Below are 21,524 nucleotides of genomic sequence, written 5' to 3'. Positions count from 1 at the left end.
CAAGGGCAAGACTAAATGAGGAAGCGTTGCTTCCTCATGGTTAAAAGTATGATTGCGTTTAAATCATTGTCCTTGAATCGTTAATGTCACGCCCGATGCAGCTCGGTAACCCTGTAAATCTATGTACCAAGTTCCACTTTGTGGGTTATCAAATTGACAACTTTCTTCGTTACCATTTTTGTAGGGCCGACATAGATAATTTGAACTTGTTGACGCTGAGCCATAGTTAACATACAAATCTGCATCACCACTACCGCCAGATATAGTCACCGTTAAATTACTAAGGCCTGCCGGTATTTGTTGAGTAAAGCGCTGCCAACTACCTGTAGCGACACTCACGTTTGTCTCAGTTCGGTCAACGTTTTCGCCGCCACCTGAGGTGCTATAACTTCCCGTGAGTGACACATTCGAAATCTCATTCCACGCTTCAACCATGACATGATACGTGCCAGTTTGAACTGACGACATCACACAACTTTCATTACTTGTAGAGGTTGTGCTTTTACAATCAAAGTCTTGTAAAGTTGGTTTACTGCCAAATTTAACGTATAAATCGGCATCGCCCGAGCCGCCCTCAGTTACAAACTCAAGGTTACTGCTCATTGCGGGTACATCAAGTGTAAAGAATAACTGCTCTTTTGCTGCGCCCGACAAACCTGTTTTAGCTACGCCATTTTCAAGCTGATTAGTCGGCTCAGTTACCACATCACCAGCGTTCTTTGCCATTTCAGCAACATAGCTCACTGCCAATTTTGCAAATTTACTCGCGTGAGCCGCATCAAATTGAGCATCATTTGATGTGTGGATCAATGGGTTAATATCACTCATTGTTGATTCAAATGGCATTGAGGCGGCAAACCCTTGTTGATACCAAGAGGCATGATCTGAGCAGCCATAACCACATTGATCAAAGCCATAGCTCACTGTGGGCTGGTAAGCATCGAGCAACTGCGATAAATACTGATTTTGAGAAGAGTTTGTGTAATCGGTCATCATCACAATATCTGTGCTGCTGCCGTTATTGCCAGTCATATCAAACTGCACCATACCTACAACATTCTTACCCTGAGTTTTATAACTCTGAGCAATATCTTTTGAGCCCCTAAGACCCACTTCTTCAGCGGCAAACCCCATAATTTGAATGGTTCGCTGAGGTTGGTAGTTATTTTCCACTATTGCTTTTAAGGTTTGTGTGAGCACTGCAATACCCGAGGCATTATCATCTGCACCAGGAGCACGACCATTACTTGGATTAGACTGATTGATTGAGTCTAAATGACCACCAATAACGACGATTTCATCTGCTTTTTCTGCACCAAGAATGGTCACAATAACTGATGATTGCGAAAAACTATGGTTAAAATACTCAACGCTTATATCACTGCGGCTACTGGCTATTTGCTGCCAATGGCTCTTTAACCAATCAGCTGCATCAACACCACTTTGCACTGAATAATATCGGTTATGAAAGTTCATCATGCTATTAACCGTATCGCTCAGTTCGCTACTATCAATCGATGATATTAGTGCGTTAACTGTCGCGGCATTATCAATACTGTAGTTTACTAGGCTCGCATTCATAGCTGTCTGAGCTACAGCATTTAATTGCTGAGTATAGAGCTCGGCATCTGCTAGTGAGTCATGGGCTACAAAACCACCGCAGCGATGATAGTTATCGTGCATAAACTCACTTAACCCAGCGATATCCTGCTTGTTAACGCGCATAAAATTAATTTGATTCAAAGCCGATTTTTGCATCGCAAAATTACTGCTTTGTTTACGTTTACTTACTGTATCTTGTTGAAAGTGCTCTGCAGCAAGGGCATCAATGGTGACCCAAATTGTTTCGTCTTGCGCTGCATAACTTAGTTGGCTCAGTGACAGTGTGGCAAAGCCCACTAAGCACTGTGTTAGGCGGGTTGTCATAATCAATCCTTTTATGATTTGCATTTTAATGAAAATAAAAAAGGGAGCCGAAGCTCCCTAAAAGGGTGGCTAGTTAGCCGAAATGGTGAGTGTTACACCACTTGCAGCGCGATAGCCGCGAAGGTCGATATACCAAGTACCCGCTTGTGGGTTTGTAAATGTGCAGGTTTCACTATTGCCATTTTTATAAGGACGGCAATCATAGCTAGATGTTGTCGATTGCGAGCCAAAGTTCACATACAAGTCAGCATCACCAGAGCCACCAGAAATAGTCACATCAAGAGATGAATAACCAGCATCTAGCTCTTGCGTGAAACGAGTCCAGCTATTTGTGCCAACACTTAAGTTAGACTCAGTACGGTTTATTGGTGTTACACCACCACCGCTGCCCGAATCAAAGCTACCAGTAAGTGATACACCTGAAATTTGATTCCACGCTTCTACCATTACGTAGTAAGTACCTGCTTGCACATTGCTAATAGCGCAGCTTTCTGTGCTAGTAGATGAAGTACTTTTACAATCAAAGTTGCTCAGTGTTGGTTTTGCGCCATACATAACGTAAAGGTCTGCATCACCACTTCCACCTGTTGTATTGAATTGTAAATTCGTTGCGTCTGCTGGTACTTCAAGAGTAAAGAACATTTGATCTTTAGCAGCACCACTGATCCCAGTGCGTGCAACGCCATTAGTTAGCTCTTCATCACCGCCCGGAGGTGGCTCTGTCGTGCCACAGCTACTACCCGCACTTAAGCTTGAAGTCACACCCACCGCAGCAAGTGCCGCTTGAACATCTGCTGGGTCATAGCTTAAATCACACGCCGCATCCATCACGCCGTTACCTGCTAAATCCCAGTTTGTGCTGGCAGTCCAGTAAAGTTGGTTAGCGCGCGCCATCACAACAAACGCCTTTTGCGTATCCCAACCTGGTGTGGTTGCAAGGTTATAAAATGCCTTGTTGAATACACCTGAGCTGTAGTGCACATCCATACCAGAGTAATAGTTGTTTTGATGATCAATTGAGCTGCCATCTTGGGTAGGGTTATTCATGTAACGTAATGCACCGTTACCTTTAAAGATTTCCTGACCCACTAACCAGTCATTTGAGCCTTTCATGTAAAACTCGGCCGCTTCACCTGCCATATCAGAGAACGCTTCGTTCAAACCACCTGATTTACCAGAATAAATAAGCCCAGAATTTTGCTCGGTAAAACCGTGGCTTACTTCATGCGCTGATACGTCAAGACTTACCAGTGGATAGAAGGTATTTTGACCATCACCAAAGGTCATAGCACTACCATCCCAAAACGCATTTTCGTAATTATTACCATAGTGAACACGCATTTTTAGCTGGAAGGTTAAAGGCGCGGTACCTAACCAGTCGCTATACATATTGAAAATAACGTTACCAAAATAATGTGCATCATTTAATGGCGAGTATGCCCCGTTTATTTCTTTAAAGGTATTTTCTGGGCATGTAAACGAATACGCTGACGAACCACTTGTACCACCATTTAAATTAATGGTTCTTACGTTAGCGTTATTCATCGTACAAGTACTGCCTGACTGAGTAACATCTAGGCTATCAAAATCAGTACCGTAAATGTATTTACCGGTTTTTAAGTTACCGCCTGGGCCCGTTGCACTGGCATGTTGTAAGTTATCGAAGCTAAATAAAACTTCACCGCTGTTTGCATCAATAATTTGATACGGACGAGATGGGTTATCACCATACGTCACATAAGATACTTCATACACTAGGTGTGCAACGCTGTCTTCATCTAGCCAAATAGCTAAGCGTGATTGTTCATTATGCTTTTTTAACCCAACTGATTTAATTGCTGCGGGTGAGTTAGCAAGGCCCTTCGCCATTGCTTTTTTCTTGTTAAGTGCCGGAGACACTGAATCGATGTCGGCGGCAATGTCATACACTGCTGCACCATGTGCGCGTTTTAATTGGCCATTACCATCAAATGTAAGGCTAACCGTATCGCCGATGACAGGTAGACCTTGATACATCTGCTGATAACGGCGCGTGGTGTTGCCGTTACTGGTTTTGATTTCTTTTAATACAACTAAATCATTCCCTGCACCTAAACCAACTAACTGATTTGGATTTGCACTCAATACAGATGATGCATTGGTTTGCAAAGCTTGGTTAATCCCTGTTTGTTCGTTTAGGTATTTCTTGTTCGCAGCTACTGCACTTGTTGCTTGAGTCAAAGCAAAAGCAGCAAGAGTTGCTAGTGTGATTTTAGATAAATTCACGTTTACGCTCCGTTAGATTGTTATGTATTTAATATTTTCCTAGTAACCGGACTGCACTGTTCCCGATTAGTGACCAGCCTAGATTGATTGGAATGAAATTGAAAATGAAACAAAAAATTTACAAATAAAGTATTAACTCTAAACTAAAACCCTTTAATTAACAGTAGGATAAGAAAATTAAAGTTTATTAATTGTTAACAAATAAAGTGAAAGTGTAAAAATATTGATACAAAATAATAACATTTGATATACATTTGTACCTTTTATTTGCATTTAATATTGCTCATTTCATTATTTGTGGTTCAAAGCTGAAGGCTTAAATATCCACAAAAAGCCTGGGTACATAATTTGCAGCAATACCAAGCACCTAGGATTTAAGGACTAAGCATGAATACTGAGTTGATACAAAATGAATGGCTAAATGAGCCTTGGCTGGTTGTCATTGGAGGCACTGCACTAGCCGCTATCGCTTTGTTCTTATTGAGGTTTGTAATTATCTATTGTTTAAAAAAATGGACTCAACGCACTGACTTTGTGTTCGACTCTTTATTGGTTGACTCACTCTCTACACCATTGACCTTGTGCACAATGATGGTGCTTGTGATCATTTTTGGTCAGTTATTGAACACCACCGGCTTTATGGCTGAGCACCCCTTACCTATTGCGGCCACCGCTAAAGCCATTTGTATTTTTGCCTTAGTGTTATTTTTAGATCATTTCTTATTTGGTACCGTTGATTATTACAGTGCCCGCTCGGTGGTGGTTTCGAATAGTCATAGCATCATTAAAGGCTTGATCCGCTGTGCAATTGTGTGTGTTGGCTTATTGGTGTTATTAGGCACGTTAGGCATATCAATCACCCCAATTATTGCCTCATTAGGCATTACCTCTCTTGCCGTCGCTTTGGCTTTGCAACCGACACTCGAAAACTTTTTTTCTGGCGTGCAGTTGGTGATTGATAAACCAATTCGGGTCGGCGACTTTATAGAACTTGAAAGTGGCGATCAAGGGTTTGTTGAGAAAATTGGTTGGCGCTCAACCTGGGTGAAAATGTTGCCGAACAACATGATAGTCATCCCCAATAGTCAGCTGTCTAAATCACGCATCATTAACTATTTTTACCCTGAAAAAGAGCTCAGCGTCCCCGTTGAGGTGGGTGTTCATTATGGCTCCGACCTTGAAAAAGTTGAGCAAGTAACTTTGGATGTAGCAAGACAGATCTTAAAAAGCCATGAATGGGGCATCGATGATTACGAGACCTTTGTGGTCTTTCATACTTTTGACCAATCAAGCATCAATTTTACGGTGATGTTAAGAGCAAAAGAGTACTTTAACCGCTTTTGGGTAAAATCTGCGTTTATCAAAGCATTACATCAACGTTACGCAAAAGAAGGAATTGTGATCCCTTACCCAATCAGAGCGATTAATACCAGCCAAGAATCAGCCCACTTTAAACAGGCTGATTGACCTAACTGAAGTTATTATAATTGCACATTCATCAGGTTTTTTTTGTCTCTTTTTAGACATTATTAACAGCGATTATACATATGCAATCAGAACCTTGAATTTTTACTCTAAAATGTCATAAAAATCGCATAAACACTGTGACATACCTATTTTAGAGGCGTACTATATGCGGCCAGAAAGTGACTGCTTTCTGCGTCTTGTTATACAAATATTTAAGGTCAAACAATGAATGCTTGGTACCTCATTTGTTTTCTTTCAGCATTAGCTATTTTTATTGCTTTTGCTAACCAATTCATCCTCAAAATGCAAACTACAATTGCTATAACAACAGGTTCAGTTGTTATTTCTCTACTTCTTATACTTGCCGTTAAAATGCTTGGTGATACCACCGCCCTCGAAATGACTCAAGTTGTCTCCAGTATCAACTTTAATCAGTTGCTATTAAAAGGGATGCTCGGCTTTTTGCTGTTCGCGGGTGCGCTAGAAATCAACTTAGCAGCCCTTCGAAAGCAACGGTGGGAAATTACCGCATTAGTATTATTTTCAACCATTACCTCAACGGTTATCGTTGGTTACTTAAGCTATTATTTGTTTGCTTTTGTTGGCTGGCCAGTACCGTTTATTTACTGTTTATTGTTTGGTGCTTTGATCAGCCCAACCGACCCGATTGCAGTGTTAGCCATTATTAAACAAATGCGAGCCCCAGAAGGTATTTCTGTGCAAGTTGAAGGTGAGTCTTTGTTTAATGATGGTATTGGTTTAGTGATTTTCACAACGATATTTTCAGTGGCCTTTTATGGCACCGAAGCTACCTTTACTGATGTTGCAGAATTGTTTTTAGTTGATGCAATTGGCGGTATCGTGTTTGGTCTGGTGATTGCGTTAGTCGGGCATTTTTTAATTATTAATAGCCGCGATGTGAACATTCGTTTGCTACTAACCCTGACCATTCCAACAGCCGGCTTTGCAGCAGCAAATATTTGGGAAATCTCAGGTGCCCTTGCTATGGTCACCAGTGGTATCTTACTTGGCAATATTACTCGTTCAAAAGCAACAGAGCGTACCGGGCCTGAAGATACTCGCTACGTGAAAGACTTTTGGCATGCCACAGATAGCTTTTTAAATGCCTTGCTGTTTTTGATCATCGGAATGCTAATTGTCACCATGCCTATTACTCTTGAAGAAATTGGCTTAGGTTTACTCATGGTGCCTGTGGTGTTGCTGGCTCGTTTTTTAAGTGTAGGCACGCCATTTGTATTCTTTAAAAAGTACCGCCAGTACGATAAGCACTCAGTGAAAATACTCACTTGGGGTGGCTTACGGGGTGGTTTAGCGCTGGCAATGGCAGCTGCCATCCCACGCGATCAAGTAATGATCGCAGGCTCTGATTTACATGACTTGATTGTTATTGTCACTTATGTGGTGGTGATCTTTTCGATTATCGTACAAGGTTTGACAATTTCGCCGTTGATCCAAAGCAGTATTCAATCAGCAGAAGCCAAAAATTAAGCACTAATTTTTACTTTAAAGGCTCGATTATCGAGCCTTTTTTTGTGCTTTATCGACATACATTCGTGCGTCTGCAACAGCAAGTAATTTAGTCAGCGAGCAAGGCTGCTGATCTGAAAAATCGGCAATGCCATAGGAAAAGCTAAGTTCAGCCTGGTTATTAAAACTATTAGGTAAGTGACTGAATGACAAAAATAAACGCTGCATAATAGCCTCGCAATCACTGGTATTTAAATCTGTAAACAAAATTACAAACTCATCACCGCTCAACCGCGCATATAAATCCGCTTTGCGACAGCAGCTTTCCAGCAACCTTGCAAAATCTTTTAGCAACCGGTCGCCTGCAGCATGACCGAACTGGTCGTTAATTGCTTTAAAGTTATCTAAATCTATAAATACCAATTTTGCTTTTAAATGCTGGCGAATGCATAAATCAAGGTAATGTTCAGCTGTGCTAATAAAACCCCGACGATTAGGTAATAAGGTAAGCTCGTCTGTGGTTGCTAATTGCATAACCGCAAACTCACGCTCGACAATTGCTGCAAAGTCTTTTAAAACTTTAGTATCTTTATTGTTAAAACTGCGAGGTTGGTGATCAATAAGGCACAAAGTGCCAATTCTATTTCCTGATTTAAGTGTGATTGGGCAACCTGCATAAAAACGAATATTTGGGTCACCCATTACCAGCGGGTTATCTGCAAAACGTTTATCGTTTAAGGCATTTTCAACCACTAGGGGGTCTTTATATAAAATTGCATGGGCGCAAAAAGAAATGTCTCTTGCAGTCTCTGTCACATCTAACCCCACACATGACTTAAACCACTGTCTATGCTCGTCAATTAAGCTAATGACACAAATTGGCACAGAGAAAAACTGTTGGGCAAGGCGAGTGATTCGGTCAAAGGCGGGGTCGCTCTGAGAGTCTAATACATCCAAAGAGCGAAGCTCTTCAAGCCTTGCTTGCTCATTTAACGGCACTGCTGGTCGTTCCATTAGATTGCCTTTTGATCAAAATCACATGTATTTCTTAACCCTAGCAGAAAAAAATGGTCTATTGCATACAAACAATTTCTTAAATTTCTGCTATGCCCATGTATCTAGGTGTTTATTACCCTCTTCATCTTCTTCTATGGCATTTTTACCGCTTTTATCATCTTTTTTAGCAGCTTTTTTTCGTCGCTCTATTTCTCGTTTTTGGCGTTTTTCAAGTTCAATTCGCTGCACGTTCGCATCTTTTACGCCCGCAATGTGAAATGCGCCTTTACTTTCTAACTGTAGCCGTGTAATTCGACCTAAAAAGGGGATCATGATATCCATTTGTACCTCCTATCTATCCATTTATTATCGGCGGTTATAGCATATACTTTAATTTCGCAAAAAAATGCTTGCCAAAGATTAGCAAAGCATGTTTATCTATATACGTAACTTATTTAAACAGATTAACGCACTGGTTTACATAAACGAGTGCAATACAGGAAAAATTATGCGCTTCAATCTGACAACTATCCATCATCACCATCATTCACCGGAATAGCCTGTCAGGTTTTTCGCTGAGAGGTTATTCCTAAAAGGAACCTCTGGCGAGCAATCAACCAAATTATTTATTTTCGCCCTGAGGTTCCCTCGGGGTTTTTAGTTTTTGAATTAAAGGAAAATGAATAATGAGCAATACCAACCGTTTACGAATCGCCATCCAAAAAGGCGGCCGCTTATCAAAAGACTGCCAAGAGTTGCTAAAACAACTTGGTGTGAAATTAAATCTTCGTGAACAACGTTTAATCGCACACTCTACCAATATGCCAATTGATGTACTTCGTGTACGCGATGACGATATTCCGGGCCTAGTAATGGACGGTGTGTGTGATTTGGGTATCGTAGGTGAAAACGTACTTGTTGAAGTACAAGCCGAACGCGAACGCCAAGGTGTGGAATTCGAAGTAAACAAACTTTCTAAGCTTGATTTTGGTTACTGTCGCCTTGCACTTGCATGGCCGCAAGAACTTGGTCCACAAGATAAAAGCTGGTTCGAAGGTAAACGCATTGCCACTACCTACCCAGAAATCTTAAGCCAATACCTAAAACGCGAAGGTATTAACGCAAGCACAGTTATGTTAACGGGCTCTGTTGAAGTTGCGCCGCGTGCTGGTTTAGCTGATGCAATTTGTGACTTAGTATCTACAGGTGCAACGTTAGAAGCAAACGGCTTAATGCAAGGCGATACCATCTTAGAATCAAACGCATGTTTAATTCAAAACAAGAATCTAACTGATCAAAGCAAACTTGATTTAATCAATACGCTAATGCCGCGTTTACGTGGTGTACGCCAAGCAAAAGAAAGTAAATACATCATGCTACATGCACCAAAAGCAAAGCTTGATGAAGTATGCGACTTACTACCTGGCACAGGTCAACCAACTTTACTATCGCTTGCTGGTAGCGACGATTATGTTGCGCTACATATGGTTAGCAGCGAAACCCTTTTCTGGGAAACAATGGAACAGTTAAAAGCACTAGGTGCTAACTCAATTCTTGTTATGCCAATTGAAAAAATGATGGAGTAATTATCCATGTTTCGCTGGAATGAGGAAAATCAACAAGCACAGCAGGCGGTACTTACCCGCCCTGCTGTTACTGCAAGTAAAGAGGTTGAAGCAATTTGCATCGACATCTTAAATGCAGTTAAAACACAAGGTGACGCAGCGTTATTAAAGATGGCAACAGAGTTTGATAAGCGCGAAACACCTCGCTTATTAGTGCCAGTTGAAGAAATAAACCAAGCTGAGCAGCTATTATCAAACGAGTTAAAAGCTGCCATCGAAACGGCCTATGCCAATGTAAAACGTTTTCACCAAGCACAATTACCTAAAGACATTAAGTTAACAACGCAACCTGGCGTATTGTGTGAACTTAAATATCAAGCCATTGAAGCGGTAGGTATTTACGTGCCAGGTGGTAGTGCGCCACTGCCATCGTCAGTAATTATGCAAGGGGTGCTTGCACAGTTGAGTGGTGCACAAACCGTTGTGCTTACTACACCTGTGAAAGCCGATGAAACTATCAACCCTGCCATTTTATATGCGGCAAAACTATGTGGTATTAAAACCATTGTAGAAAGTGGCGGCGCGGGTGCGATTGCAGCGATGGCTTACGGTACAGAATCAGTGCCTAAAGTGAACAAGATTTTTGGCCCGGGAAATAGCTTTGTCACCATGGCAAAACAACTTGTTGCGCAAACTATTCCAGGTATGGCGATTGATATGCCAGCGGGCCCTTCTGAAGTGCTAGTGATCGCTGATGAGCGTGCAAACCCAGAGTTTATTGCGGCAGATTTATTGTCGCAAGCAGAGCACGGTGCAGATTCACAGGTTATTTTACTGTGTAACAGCGAACGCATTATTGAAAAAACACAGCAAGCATTAACAGAGCAACTAGCAAAATTAAGTCGTAAAGACACTGCCGAGCAAGCCCTAGCAAACTCAAGCTTGATATTAGTGGACTCGGTTGATCAAGCCTTTGCAGTGTCTGCGCAATATGGTCCAGAGCACCTTATTCTACAGCTTGCTGATGCGCAGCCTTATTTAAGCTTAGTGAAAAATGCCGGTTCAGTATTTGTGGGTGATTACACTCCGGAGTCTGCCGGAGACTATGCATCGGGTACGAACCACGTACTACCAACGTATGGTTACAGTGCGACCTATTCGAGCTTAAACTTACTGGACTTCTTTAGAACTTACACAGTGCAAACCATCAGTAAAAATGGCTTACGTGAATTATCTAAAGCAATTTTACCTTTGGCCGCAGCAGAGGGGCTTGATGCTCACGCTAATGCTGTTTCAATTCGTCTTGAGGCTATGAACAATGAGCGATAATTCAAAAATAACAACGCTGTTGCCAGATAACATTGCAGCGCTTACAGCCTATAGTTCAGCGAAAAGTGAAAAACTAACAGGCACAACGTGGTTAAATGCCAATGAAAGCCCGTATTCACGTACGCCAAATATCAATTTAACGGATTTAAATCGCTACCCTGATCCGCAGCCTCAGCAAGTGATCAATCGTTACGCTTGCTATGCTAATTTGGAGCCAGAGCAAGTATTGATGACTCGTGGAGCTGACGAAGGTATTGAGCTATTAGTACGTACTTTTTGTAGCCCTGCTAAAGATAGCATTGCACTCTTTTTGCCAACTTACGGCATGTACAAAGTCACTGCTGATACCCACAACATCTCGATTAACGGTTTAACTCAAGAGCTGTTATTAAAAGGCACAGTTGATGAGATTGTCACTGCAGTTGCTGATTCAAAGTTGGTGTTTATTTGTAATCCAAATAACCCAACCGGAAGCATGACAAGCCTAGACAAAATCAGAAAAATCACCCAGCAACTTGCGGGTAAAGCGATTGTCGTGGTGGATGAAGCTTATATAGAATTTTGCCCAGAACAAACAGCGGCAAGCCTGATCAACGAGTTTAGTAACCTTGTGGTACTAAGAACCTTATCAAAAGCATTTGCACTTGCGGGTTTAAGAACAGGGTTCACCTTAGCCAACAGCAAGCTACTTGCGCCTATTCGTAAAGTGATTGCGCCTTACCCTGTATCAACGGTGGTGGCGAGCATTGCCGCAGATGCATTAAGTAGCGACAACATCGCTTCAATGCGCCGTCAGGTGACAATTCTAAATAGCTTAAAAAACAAACTAAAAAGTTGGCTCGAGCAATCACCTGCCGTTATCAAAGTACTGAGCGGTGAAGGTAACTTTGTCACTTTAAAATTAAAAGACAAACAATCATTTAATATCGCACTTGAGCAAGGACTCGTGATGCGTGCCTTCACTTTATATGGCGAAGATGATTGGTTACGAATTTCTATCGGTAACGAGCAAGAACTAGAACAAGTAAAAGTTTGGTTAGATGGCTTATCACTGACCAGTAAAACAGTAGAACAGGAATTATCATGAGCAACCCGTATTTATTTATTGACCGCGATGGCACGATTATCGAAGAGCCTATCACCGACAAACAGGTTGATAGCCTCGAAAAATTAGTGTTTTTGCCGAATGTGATCCCTGCTCTATTACAACTTCAAGCGGCAGGTTACCGCCTTGTTATGGTTTCAAACCAAGATGGTTTAGGCACTGATAGCTTCCCCACCGCTGATTTTGATATTGCCCAAGACAAGATGATGGATATCTTAAACAGCCAAGGGATTAAATTTGATGAAGTTCTGATCTGCCCGCACTTTGATGAGCAAAATTGTGACTGCCGTAAACCAAAAACTGGCTTACTTACTGAGCTGATGCGCTCAGGTAAAGTCGATTTATCACGCTCATTTGTGATTGGTGACCGCCAAACTGACATCGGACTTGCCAATAACTTATGCTGCGAAGGTATTTTGTATGATGGCAGTTGGGATGCCATTGTCACTAAGCTGACAACCGCGAACCGTGAAGGCCGTGTCACTCGCAATACCAAAGAAACGCAAATCGATGTGCAAGTTAATTTAGACCAAACAAAAAATGGCGAAATTAGCACTGGCCTTGGCTTTTTCGACCACATGCTTGACCAAATTCGAACACACGCCAATATCGGACTTAATATTCAAGCCACTGGCGACTTACACATTGATGAGCACCACCTAGTTGAAGATATCGGCATTGCACTTGGCCTTGCCCTTAAACAAGCGCTAGGTACAAAAACGCAAATTGGTCGCTATGGCTTTGCACTCCCTATGGATGAATGTAAAGCAGAAGCGCAAATTGACTTATCGGGTCGCGCCTCGTTTGTATTAAATGCCGATTTTAGCCGTGAAAAAGTGGGCGACTTAGACGTGCAAATGGTTGAACACTTCTTTAAAAGCTTAAGTGATAATGCCGCCATGAGCCTAATTCTGTCGGTTAGCGATGGTAACTGTCATCACCAAGTTGAAGGCTTATTTAAAGCGTTTGCAAGAGCACTTCGCGCTGCGATTGCAAAAGATGCCACACAACAAACTGCCAGCTCTAAGGGGTGTTTATGATTGCCATAATTAATACCGGTTGTGCCAACATTAACTCAGTTCGTTTTGCCTTTGAGCGCTTAGGGAAGACGCCAGAGGTGATCACCTCCCCTGAACAACTGAAAGGCTTTGAACGTGCGATTTTACCAGGCGTAGGTCATGCTTCTGTTGCCATGAAACGCTTAAAAGACGGTGGTTGGCAGCAAGCAATTGATGAATATCAGCGCCCGCTAATGGGCATTTGTTTAGGCATGCAATTACTTTGCGACAGCACAGAAGAAGGCAATGTTGATTGCCTTGGCAAAATTCCGGGTGTTGTTAAGCACTTAGATGTAGGCACATTAACCTCACCACACATGGGGTGGAATGACCTAAGCGTGTTAAAAGAGCATGCTCTTACCAAAGGGTTATCAGCGCAAGATCAAGTGTACTTTGTGCATAGCTTTGCTCACACAGTGAACGATGCCACCCTAGTTAGCGGTGAATACGGGCAAGCTTTTTCAGCAATTGTTGCTAAAGATAACTACGCAGGCATGCAGTTCCACCCAGAGCGAAGCGCCAAAGTAGGCACGCGACTTTTACAAAACTTTTTAGATTGGCAGCTGTAAGCGCAGCAAAAAAATAAGAGAAATAAACGTGATTATTCCAGCACTCGATGTATTACAAAACCAAATTGTGCGCTTATACCAAGGTAAGTATGATACCGCACAATTTTACCCTTACGAACTTGGCGCTCGCCTACAAGAGTACGCAAACAGCGGCGCAGGCAAACTGCACTTAGTTGATTTAGAAGGCGCGCGCGATCCAAATAAAAAACAGTGGCAGCATATTCAAGCTGCAACCAAAGCGCTTAATGTGCCTTATCAAGTGGGCGGTGGTATTCGCTCAGAGCAAGATGTTGCTGACTGGCTTGAAGCCGGTGCTAATCAAGTTGTAATTGGTTCAATGGCCGTTGAAAAGCGCGAACATGTAAAGGCGTGGATTGAAAAATTTGGCAGCTCTCACTTTGTTATCGCACTAGATGTTAATAAAACTGACAACGGCTGGGCACCCGCAACACATGGTTGGTTAAGTGAATCTGAGTTTGGTTTGTTCGAACTTGTTGATTTTTATGTGGCACTTGGCGTGGTTGATTTTCTGTGTACTGACATCAGTAAAGACGGCACCATGACCGGCCCTTCGTTTGCACTTTATGAAGATTTAACCAACCACAACAGCGAGATTAAAGTTCAAGCATCAGGCGGTGTAAGCTCACTGGATGATATTGCAAAGCTGAAAAAACTGGGCGTTGGCGGTGTTATTTTAGGTAAATCGTTACTCGATGGTGCCTTCAATGTTGAGGAGGCGTTAGCATGTTATCAAAACGCATAATCCCTTGTTTAGATGTAAAAGACGGCCAAGTTGTTAAAGGCGTTAAATTTAAAGGCCATGAAGTAGTTGGTGATATCTTAACGCTTGCTAAAGCTTACAGCGATGCCGGTGCAGATGAGCTGGTGTTTTATGAAATCAGTGCCAGCGTCGAAAAACGCCTACTTGATGTTAATTGGGTAGAGAATATTGCACGCCACATTGATATTCCATTTTGTGTGGCAGGCGGCATTAAATCTGTTGCCGACGCAGCACGTGTTTTAGAACGTGGTGCAGATAAAATCAGTATTAATAGCCCTGCAATTGCTCGCCCAGAGCTTATCAAAGAGTTACACGATGAGTTTGGTAAACAATGCGTAGTTGTGGGTATTGATAGCTTTTATGATGAAAACACTGGCGAATATTTAGTCTACCAGCTGACTGGCGACCCAAATGCATCAAGCCGTACTCGCTACAAAACCGAAGAATGGGTTAAGCGCGTGCAAGACCTAGGTGCTGGTGAAATCGTGCTCAATTGTATGAACCAAGACGGCGTGCGTAAAGGCTACGACAATGTTCAGCTATCAAAAATGCGTGCACTGTGCGATATTCCTCTGATTGCATCGGGCGGCGCAGGTACGATGCAAGACTTTGTTGATGTGTTTCAGCAAAGCCAAGTTGATGGCGCGCTCGCAGCCAGCGTATTTCACAAGAACGTCATTGATATTGGCGAACTAAAACAATTTTTAACTGATAATAATGTAGCGGCAAGACTATGCAATTAACCAAAGACACTCTTTCTCAAGTCGATTTTGCCAAAAGCGAATTGATCCCAGCTATTGTGCAAGACGCACGCTCTGGGGTGATTTTAATGCAAGGCTTTATGAATCAAGATGCATTAGCTGCCACTTTCGACAAACAAAAAGTAACCTTTTACTCGCGTTCTAAAGAGCGTTTATGGACCAAAGGCGAAACATCAGAAAACTACCTTGAAGTCGTCTCTGTACACACCGACTGCGATTACGACTCACTATTAGTACTGGCAAACCCACTTGGGCCAACATGCCACCTTGGTACACAAAGCTGCTTCGGCGATGATGCTAAACCTAGCTTATCGTTTTTAGCTGAGCTTGAACAAGTGATTGTCTCGCGTAAAGACGATGATCCAAGCAAAAGCTACACTGCGTCTTTGTTTGCAAAAGACTTAAGTCGTAGTTGCCAAAAAGTGGGTGAAGAAGGCGTTGAAGTTGCCCTTGCAGCCATGAAACATGATAACGATGAATTAACCAATGAATCGGCAGACTTACTGTATCATTTAACTGTGTTATTGCAGCGCCAAGGCCTATCGCTGGCTGATGTGGTGAGCTGTTTACAAGGTCGCCATAAGTAAATTAAGTTCAGTTAGATGCACCTTTTTAGGTGCATCTTTTTTAGTGTTTCTTAAATCCACTCTTATCTACCCTGTGCTTTAAAACATCACGGGTAAAGTCATGTTCACTAAAGCCTTTAAGTCCTGCAAGGTCACCTCCTCACATATAGTGTGATTTTAGAATCCATTGCAACAACAGTAAAAACGTGAATTGATGGTCAATTTAAAATAAATGCAATAAATTCAACAATATATACAATTTCATTATTTGATTAGTAAGTCTAATTATGGTCTAATTCAATTGAAAAGGACAAAGAAGAAGGATTCTTATCATGAATAAAATTTCATTATCAATTGCTACCCTTTTAGCGATTGCATCAACATCAGCATTTTCACAAACAATTACTTTTACTGGCTCTGCGCATTGTAGTGAAGATACTGTGAAAAAAACTTCAGCTTTAAACGAGCTAATTGCTACAAATGGCGATTTGTCAGCACTAAAAGAACTCTCTTTAGAAAATGTTGGCGCAACCGCTAACGGATACTTTACTTTCAACCCAACATTTTCAAGAACTTCACGTTACTTCAATTGTGCAATTCCATTGAACGATAACATTGGTCAATACCAACTAACAGTTCACGGTACCACTCAAGGTTTAAATAACTCTTTTGGTGGTTGCTCAATTTCACAGATTAAAAAAGTAAATGATGGCAACAGTGAAGTATGGCTTAAATATGGGACTGGACAGGGTTTTGATTGGATTAGCATATCTGATCTAAATAACTCATCTAAACAAAGTGTTAATTTCACAACAAGTTTAGATAATAATTATCAAGACAATTCTATTCTTTCATTGACATGTAGAACAACTTGGCAGCAAGGAACTGTTTCAGTTGGTCAAATAGAAATAAATTATTAAACTAAAAAATTTGTCCTTTTTAGTAGGGCTTGATGATTCAAGCTCTACTTAATCGTGTATATCAGAATGTTAGTCTTATTAAATGTTCTATTTCGTACATAGAAAATACAGGTACATTTATTAATCCCACTTATCGCAGTACTTTGTAATTATTAGCCTTAACCTTAGAATTCATAAGTTCAGCCTATTATTTTTATAAAAAATTTTTAAACCCTTTAAACCTTTTTTATCAGCACCTGCGACTAAGCTAATAACACCACAGATATGAAAGGGAAGAACCATGTTAAGTACAGTAAAAACACTCTCACTCATTGCCGCAGGCTTATTATCAGCACAGACCTTTGCTTGGGGTGAAATGCCTCTACAAGCAACTAAAAACCTAACGCTAGATGCAGCATCATTAAGCGCTTTAAAAGTAGAAGCAGGCTCAGGTTTTTTACACATTACCGGTAGTGACAGTGATCAAGTGACCGTTAAAGCCGAGATTTATCAAGAAAAGCCACATGATGAGTATTGCTTAACGCTTGAAGCTAAAGGTAAGCGTGCTGCGCTTAGTGCAGGCCAGTGCGATTACCACACCAATAAGCAAACTCGCATTGATTTAACTGTTGCGATCCCTCGTTCATTTAATGTAAATGTGCACGATGGGTCGGGTGAAATTATTATCAGCAAAGTCGCTGATACAGTGATTAACGATGGTTCAGGTTCAATTACCGCAAATGACATTACAGGCACATTAGAAATCAATGATGGTTCGGGTAGCATAGAGGCACGTAATATCAGCCGTGATATTAAAATTCATGACGGCTCAGGTAATATTGATGTTGCCAACGCACAAGGCAATATCGAAGTACACGATGGTTCTGGTGGTATCGACTTAAATGATATTTTGGGTGATGTTGTCGTTTCAGATGGCTCAGGCAGCATTCGCGTTGATACTGCAGCAAACTTTGAGTTACTAAGTGATGGTTCTGGCTCAGTAAAAGTGACCAACATTGCTGGTAAAACTAAAATGTAAGCCTGCGCTTTTATCATATACGCAACTAAAATGCCCTCCTTTACGAGGGCATTTTGCTTTGTAATCACCAATCTTTATTAGCATTTTTATAAGGGCTTAGGTATCCTTTAGGAAACGTTTAAGGAACTGCTATTTAAAAGGATAGCCTGATATGAAAAAGCCACTCGCCGCCTTACTAACTGGCCTTGTTTTAACAGGTTGTACAGGACTAACAACTGAACAACAAACAGCCATTGATAACTTAACCCCTTGCGAGAAAATTAACGCCCTATTAGGTGCTTACGATAACCGCTTTGAAGGCTTAAAACGTAGCCGTGTAAATACAAAATACATGGAAACATGGACAGCAAAATACAACCTTATTGCCGATAACTGTCAAATCACGGCGCTTGATAAAGACAATGTTACCTACCGCTGTGTAGGCAACTACGAGCAACAGCAACAAGCTGTTGCCGATCACACCCGTGCGGTTAATTTTACCCAAGCTTGTTTAGCAAGTAATAACTGGCATCAAACACAAAAAGAGTCTGCTGAATCGCTACGCACCACGTTTGTACTTGACGAAAACAACCCTGTTATCTCAATTCATTCGGGTAAAACCCTATCGCGTAAACAGCCTTGGTCTACTACCCTTGAAATTGGTAAGCCAATTGAAGGCAAGTAATACACTTAGGAAGGCTAATAGAGATTAGCCTTCACATCACTATGACACATTCGAAAATACCAACCAGCCAATACAAAACAGATTGCATCGGTCAATGTCATCGCCTAAATGGTTATTGCACTGGCTGTGGTCGCAGTAATGATGAGATTTTTGATTGGATCATTTTATCCGAGCAAGAAAAGCAAGCGATTTTAAACACTCCTCGCCCTGACATAAAAGCGAAATAGTTCTGACACCCAAGCGTCATTAAAGCTTGTTAGCCTGATTCAAACTGACCATCAGGTAACGATAATGACCGCTATTTTTGTAATCAACTTAGCAAGCTCTACTGAACGATTGAACCGTGTAAGCCATGAACTCAACGCACAAAATTTGGCATTTGAACGCCTTGATGCAATTGATGGTAGAAAGCTGTCCGATACAGAGATAACCAAACACTATAGTGCTGATTTAAACTTAAAAAAATACCATAAACCCTTGAGTAAAGGTGAAATTGGCTGCTACCTGAGTCACAGAAAAGCATGGCAAACCATTGTCGATAGGCAATTAGATTACGCCATTATTTTAGAAGATGACTTTGTTCTCGACCGCTCAATTCACAGTGCAATTGAAAACATAAATACATTAAAACAGCCTTGGCAGCTAATAAAGTTAGCGGCTTATAAAGACCGTAATCGCGACATTGCCTTTACTAAATCCCTTGCCGATGAGCAACATTTAGTTATTCATAAAAAGCTTATGTCTGGCTGCTGTGCAACGGCTGTTAGTTTGGCCGGAGCAAAAGCGCTATTAAAAACCACAGCCACATTTGGCCGCCCCGTAGACTGCGATTTACAGCACGTTTGGGAAACTGGCGTATATGGATACTCTTTGCTGCCCTACCCGGTATCACAACCCGATAATTCACAAAGCGATATTCGGGATAGATCAGTCAAAGTTAAAAAGTCGTTTTGGCGACGTAAAAAACAGCAGCTACAAAGTGCACTATTAAACGCACAATACACTAAGCAATTTGTAAAAGCGCAGCAAACACCGAGCAAAAAGAAAGGAGCCGCAGCTCCTCTCTTACCAATCAAAAATCATTAACGATTTATTTAGCTTGGCTGTTATTTAGCTTGATTTGGGTGGTCAACACCCATCCATGCTTTAAACAATGCCATTTGAGCTGGTGTTGCATCTTTTAATGCTTTGACCTTTTTCTCTTTATCAAAATCTTCGCTAAGTGTTAGCGTTGTGCTTTGCAGTGCATCGCGTCGAATGAAATCAACAGTCACTGTGTCGCCTGCTTTGAACGTTTCGAGGCTGGCTGTTAAATCTTTACCCACATGCTTTTTGTTAAACGCGACGATTTTATCATCCGTTGTTAAGCCCGCTTGCCATGCAGCGCCACCACGGCGAACATGCGTTAGGGTTAATAACTCACCGCTGTTTTTAGCAAACGAATCAATACTCGGTACTGATTTTGCGCCTTCTGGGCGAATTAAACCTAAGCCTACTTTTGCAAGTAACAAATCAAAGTCGATAGCAGCTGGCTCGTCCACATTCGCTTGCCACCAAGCACTGTAATCACGACCAGTAAGCTCTTTTAAAATCGCTTTAACATCATCTGGCGTAAAACCATCTGGTAAACGGTGCTTGTTATAAAGCGCACGGTGTACATCGCGGTAACTAATTTTGCCATCGCTTTTTTCTAGCAAATCAATATCGAGTGCCATTGAAATCAACGCACCTTCTAAATAGATATTAGTGCTGTAGTTGCGAGCGTGGTCGCCGCCTTGATTAATCCACTTATCAAAACTGGTTTCAGTTGCGCTTTGTACTTCACGACCCGGTGTTTGTAGGTGGCGATTAACGGTTTTTGTTAACGTACCGAAGAACTCATCGGTTGTTTCAATACCAGCGCGCACCATTAAGTGATCTTCAAAGTAGCTGGTTGAGCCCTCTGCAATCCATAATGTTTTCGCGTAGTTAATATTGGTGTAGTCGTACGGTGCGATACCTTTAGGGCGGTATGCTTTTACGTTCCAAGTATGAATAAATTCGTGTGCTGCGGTGCTGATAAACGCAAGGTAATCTTTACGAGAACCAAAACGGTCACGTGGGCGCTGGATAATTGTTGAGTTTAAATGCTCTGTTGCACCGCCTGCTCCTGACGTAGCATGCACCATAAATACATAACGCTCATACGGGTAGCTATCCCAAATTACATTACCGGTTGTCACTAGCTTTTTAAGGTCAGTTAGCATTTGATCTACGTCGTAGTTGCCTTCACCCCAAATAACTAACTCATATTCACGGCCATCAACGGTGAACTTGTGTAGCTCGTTGATACCCGTTTCGATTGGTGAATCAACTAAAATATCGTAATCAGCGGCTTTAAAACTGTGTTTAGAGCCCGCATTTTCCATACCCGATACTGAACGCCATGCTTTTGGTACATCTAGTTCAACTTTAACTGGATCTTGACGGAATGATTCACTGAACATGAAAAAGCCTGATGCATCAATGAAGGCATGGCTGTCATCAATATGACGAGCACGTTTACCTAGCTCGTTAGCGTAAACTTGGTAATCAACATTGACTTGAGTAGGTTCGTTTAGGTGAACACGCCACGTGCTGTGGTCAATTTTTTCCCACTTTAATGCTTTACCATCATCATCTTTTGCTTCGAAAAAGCGCACGCCATTGGCAAGATTTAAAATTTCGTAGCGACCAGTACGCCAAGCAGGAAGTTTAATATCTAAATGTGCTTGTGCTGTTTGCGGAAACTCAACACTTACATTACCTAGGTGGTGTTCAGGCTGAGTAATAGACAGTGAGTAGTTTACATCTGCAAACGCACTGCTAGAACAGGCCGCCAAAATAGACATGGCCAAAAACTTTTTCATAACAACTCTTTTTATTACTATCAAAATTACGAAATAGACTAACAATTGCGATAAAAAATGTGAATTAAAAACCGATAAACAGCCATTGCAACAAGTTTGATAGACAAAATGGCTAAGTTTTTGACTTGGAACCTACATTTCGTACTATTTTGTTGTAA

At 41.6% G+C, this 21,524-nt stretch carries 20 protein-coding genes; 15 read left to right on the top strand and 5 right to left on the bottom strand.

The features are described from left to right. Positions 1-63 precede the first annotated feature (63 nt). Positions 64-1,926: a M28 family metallopeptidase gene (locus AOG27_RS05570; protein ID WP_082389203.1), complete on the bottom strand. Its 1,863-nt coding sequence runs from the start codon at positions 1,924-1,926 to the stop codon at positions 64-66. 69 nt (positions 1,927-1,995) lie between these two features. Beyond that, entirely contained in the window at positions 1,996-4,191 is a 2,196-nt protein-coding gene (locus AOG27_RS05565) for a M4 family metallopeptidase (RefSeq protein ID WP_054552024.1), read from the bottom strand. Between the two features lie 387 nt (positions 4,192-4,578). Here AOG27_RS05565 and AOG27_RS05560 point away from each other — a divergent pair, with 387 nt between their 5' ends. After that, positions 4,579-5,658 carry a mechanosensitive ion channel family protein gene (locus AOG27_RS05560; RefSeq protein WP_082389202.1) on the top strand — a complete coding sequence of 360 codons (1,080 nt, stop codon included), beginning with the start codon at positions 4,579-4,581 and terminating at the stop codon, positions 5,656-5,658. Positions 5,659-5,883: 225 nt separating this feature from the next. Continuing rightward, positions 5,884-7,167, top strand: a complete 1,284-nt coding sequence (locus AOG27_RS05555) for a cation:proton antiporter (protein ID WP_054552023.1) — start codon at positions 5,884-5,886, stop codon at positions 7,165-7,167. Positions 7,168-7,194: 27 nt separating this feature from the next. Here the strand turns inward: AOG27_RS05555 and AOG27_RS05550 are convergent, their stop codons facing one another. Beyond that, positions 7,195-8,160 carry a sensor domain-containing diguanylate cyclase gene (locus tag AOG27_RS05550; protein WP_054552022.1) on the bottom strand — a complete coding sequence of 322 codons (966 nt, stop codon included), beginning with the start codon at positions 8,158-8,160 and terminating at the stop codon, positions 7,195-7,197. 90 nt (positions 8,161-8,250) lie between these two features. Beyond that, on the bottom strand, positions 8,251-8,484 hold the full coding sequence (locus AOG27_RS05545) for a hypothetical protein (protein WP_054552021.1): 234 nt from the start codon (positions 8,482-8,484) through the stop codon (positions 8,251-8,253). 344 nt (positions 8,485-8,828) lie between these two features. Between AOG27_RS05545 and hisG the strand changes: the two genes are divergently transcribed. The 13 genes from hisG (at position 8,829) to AOG27_RS05480 (ending at position 19,564) form a co-directional block, all read left to right on the top strand. Next, positions 8,829-9,728: an ATP phosphoribosyltransferase gene (gene hisG / locus AOG27_RS05540; RefSeq protein ID WP_054552020.1), complete on the top strand. Its 900-nt coding sequence runs from the start codon at positions 8,829-8,831 to the stop codon at positions 9,726-9,728. Positions 9,729-9,734: 6 nt separating this feature from the next. After that, entirely contained in the window at positions 9,735-11,036 is a 1,302-nt protein-coding gene (gene hisD, locus AOG27_RS05535; RefSeq protein ID WP_054552019.1) for a histidinol dehydrogenase, read from the top strand. After that, positions 11,026-12,123 (top strand): histidinol-phosphate transaminase, encoded by a 1,098-nt coding sequence (gene hisC / locus AOG27_RS05530; protein WP_054552018.1) that lies wholly within the window; start codon positions 11,026-11,028, stop codon positions 12,121-12,123. Before hisD ends, hisC begins: the two co-directional genes overlap by 11 nt. Next, positions 12,120-13,181: a bifunctional histidinol-phosphatase/imidazoleglycerol-phosphate dehydratase HisB gene (gene hisB / locus AOG27_RS05525; protein ID WP_054552017.1), complete on the top strand. Its 1,062-nt coding sequence runs from the start codon at positions 12,120-12,122 to the stop codon at positions 13,179-13,181. The genes hisC and hisB overlap by 4 nt, the downstream gene beginning before the upstream one ends. Then, positions 13,178-13,768 carry an imidazole glycerol phosphate synthase subunit HisH gene (gene hisH, locus AOG27_RS05520; RefSeq protein ID WP_054552016.1) on the top strand — a complete coding sequence of 197 codons (591 nt, stop codon included), beginning with the start codon at positions 13,178-13,180 and terminating at the stop codon, positions 13,766-13,768. The genes hisB and hisH overlap by 4 nt, the downstream gene beginning before the upstream one ends. Positions 13,769-13,796: 28 nt before the next feature. Further along, a complete protein-coding gene (locus tag AOG27_RS05515; RefSeq protein WP_054552015.1) occupies positions 13,797-14,531 on the top strand; it encodes a 1-(5-phosphoribosyl)-5-[(5-phosphoribosylamino)methylideneamino] imidazole-4-carboxamide isomerase in 735 nt (244 codons plus the stop codon). Next, the gene (gene hisF, locus AOG27_RS05510; RefSeq protein ID WP_054552014.1) at positions 14,513-15,292 is read left to right on the top strand and encodes an imidazole glycerol phosphate synthase subunit HisF; all 780 of its coding nucleotides are present in this window, start codon (positions 14,513-14,515) and stop codon (positions 15,290-15,292) included. Before AOG27_RS05515 ends, hisF begins: the two co-directional genes overlap by 19 nt. Next, complete coding sequence (hisIE, locus tag AOG27_RS05505; RefSeq protein WP_054552013.1) at positions 15,283-15,897, top strand: bifunctional phosphoribosyl-AMP cyclohydrolase/phosphoribosyl-ATP diphosphatase HisIE; 615 nt, start codon at positions 15,283-15,285, stop codon at positions 15,895-15,897. Before hisF ends, hisIE begins: the two co-directional genes overlap by 10 nt. Positions 15,898-16,208: 311 nt before the next feature. Beyond that, positions 16,209-16,796: a hypothetical protein gene (locus AOG27_RS05500; RefSeq protein WP_054552012.1), complete on the top strand. Its 588-nt coding sequence runs from the start codon at positions 16,209-16,211 to the stop codon at positions 16,794-16,796. Between the two features lie 280 nt (positions 16,797-17,076). Then, positions 17,077-17,814 carry a DUF4097 family beta strand repeat protein gene (locus tag AOG27_RS05495; protein WP_054552011.1) on the top strand — a complete coding sequence of 246 codons (738 nt, stop codon included), beginning with the start codon at positions 17,077-17,079 and terminating at the stop codon, positions 17,812-17,814. A 151-nt stretch (positions 17,815-17,965) separates the two neighbouring features. Further along, positions 17,966-18,478, top strand: coding sequence for a hypothetical protein (locus tag AOG27_RS05490; RefSeq protein ID WP_054552010.1), 513 nt, complete (start codon positions 17,966-17,968; stop codon positions 18,476-18,478). Positions 18,479-18,519: 41 nt separating this feature from the next. Next, positions 18,520-18,705 (top strand): DUF1289 domain-containing protein, encoded by a 186-nt coding sequence (locus AOG27_RS05485; protein ID WP_054552009.1) that lies wholly within the window; start codon positions 18,520-18,522, stop codon positions 18,703-18,705. Positions 18,706-18,769: 64 nt separating this feature from the next. Next, positions 18,770-19,564 carry a glycosyltransferase family 25 protein gene (locus AOG27_RS05480; protein WP_054552008.1) on the top strand — a complete coding sequence of 265 codons (795 nt, stop codon included), beginning with the start codon at positions 18,770-18,772 and terminating at the stop codon, positions 19,562-19,564. A gap of 20 nt (positions 19,565-19,584) precedes the next feature. Here AOG27_RS05480 and AOG27_RS05475 read toward each other — a convergent pair whose 3' ends face one another. Further along, complete coding sequence (locus tag AOG27_RS05475; RefSeq protein ID WP_054552007.1) at positions 19,585-21,366, bottom strand: M61 family metallopeptidase; 1,782 nt, start codon at positions 21,364-21,366, stop codon at positions 19,585-19,587. Positions 21,367-21,524 lie beyond the last annotated feature (158 nt).

Origin of the sequence: Pseudoalteromonas lipolytica, from assembly GCF_001306915.1 — a bacterium.
Classification (GTDB): Bacteria; Pseudomonadota; Gammaproteobacteria; order Enterobacterales; family Alteromonadaceae; genus Pseudoalteromonas; species Pseudoalteromonas simplex.
Note: the sequence above shows the minus strand (reverse complement) of the source record. Positions and strands in the feature narration are given on the sequence as shown.